The following is a 1,656-nucleotide window of genomic DNA, read 5'->3' as shown; positions in this document are numbered from 1 at the left end:
CCCGACGCGCTGGGCTATGGATCGCAATTCGAAGCAGTCGTGCGCGATTGGCGCCCCGGTCTGATGACACAGTGATCTGCATGGGCAAACGAATTGCGAAATCGGCCGACGGCAAGCGTAAGCGACCGGATGACGTGTCCTTCATGGGTAAGCTCACGACTTTTGCTATGCAAAGACCGCGCTGGCTGGCGATCAGTGCCAGCGCGATGAGTGTGCTGGTTGTGAGCGCCACCGTGGCCGTGCTGATCGAAGGTCGCCACGAAGTGATTGAGCGTGCAAGGCAAAGCTCTGCCAACGTCGTGTCAGCGATGGCCGGTGACGTTGCACGCAACATCGAGGTCTATGACCTTGCGCTTCAGGCTGTCGTGGATGGCATGCAGGATCCTGCTGTCGCGGCGCTCCCGCCCGAACTCCGCCGGAAAGTCCTCGTCGATCGCTCGACCATCGCGGGCTTTATCAGTGGCATCTATGCGCTTGACGCCCTTGCCAACGTCTCGGATGACCCTGGTGGCCGAATCCTTCGCAATAGCTTCGCCGATCGCGATTACTTTCTTGTCCATCGAAGCAGGTCCGACGTCGGCCTATACGTATCGAGACCCTTCCGGTCTCGACTCAGGGAGGGCGAGCTGTCTATCGCCCTGAGCCGTCGGATCAGTTGCGGACGCGATCGGGACTTCGCGGGCGTAGCAATGCTTGCCATCGACGTCAATTATTTTCAGCGGATGCTGAACAAGCTCCAGGTTGGCCCTCATGGATCGGCGTTCGTCATTCAAACGGACGGCACTCTTCTTGCGCGCAACCCGGCGCTGCCGCCGGACGCTCTGCCGCCGATGTTGAGTTCGCCGAGCTTGGCCACTATGCTCGGGTCCGAGCGAGGCTCCTACGACGCACGCTCCCCATTGGACGGCGTTGAGCGTATTTACACCTACGCCCGCGTGCGGGGAAGCAACCTGATCGTTTCAATGTCGCCGTCGTTGCAGGACGTCACCGCCGAATGGAATCGTCGCTCCCTTATCGTCGGATCTTTAGTTGTGGCCGTGACCGGCTGCTTCAATGCTGCGGTCTGGTTGCTCTTCTTCGCGTTGCGCCAGCGCGATAGCGCGCAAGCCAAGCTGCTCCAGATCGCGGGGACGGACGCACTCACTGGGCTCGCCAATCGGAGAACGCTGGACGCTGCGCTCGATGAACTGTGGGCGCTAGCCAGCCGAAACGGCCAGACTGTCGCGCTCTACTTCATTGATGCCGACAAGTTCAAGGCGTACAACGACAATCACGGTCACGACGCAGGCGATCGGGCGCTACAGTTGATTGCTGACTGCATTGCACGGTACGCCCGCCGTAGTGGCGATATCGCTGCTCGTTATGGCGGGGAGGAGTTTGTCGTAGCGTTGGTCGACACAGAAGCCCGGCACGCGGCGAACGTCGCCGAGGCGATCCGCGCAGATGTCGAGATGGAGTCATTGAAACGTGCGGATGGCTCCAATACCTCAAGCGGAGCCCGCTCGCCGATCACGGTCAGCATTGGCTGCGTCGTTTGCGGATTTCCGCCCTCTACAGAGCTTGCTGACGCGCTTCGACTCGCGGACGAGTCGCTCTATGCCTCCAAACGTGCGGGCCGCAATCGAGTAACCGTAGCACACATCAATCTTGCGCATG

General features: G+C 60.6%; 1 protein-coding gene. It reads left to right on the top strand.

Translation table 11 applies throughout. The annotated features are described in order from the left end of the window. Positions 1-80 precede the first annotated feature (80 nt). On the top strand, positions 81-1,656 hold a 1,576-nt coding region (locus AWB66_RS32440), incomplete at its 3' end, for a GGDEF domain-containing protein (protein WP_087634046.1).

The organism is Caballeronia telluris (assembly GCF_001544495.1).
GTDB classification, from domain to species: Bacteria; Pseudomonadota; Gammaproteobacteria; order Burkholderiales; family Burkholderiaceae; genus Caballeronia; species Caballeronia telluris.
Note: the sequence above shows the minus strand (reverse complement) of the source record. Positions and strands in the feature narration are given on the sequence as shown.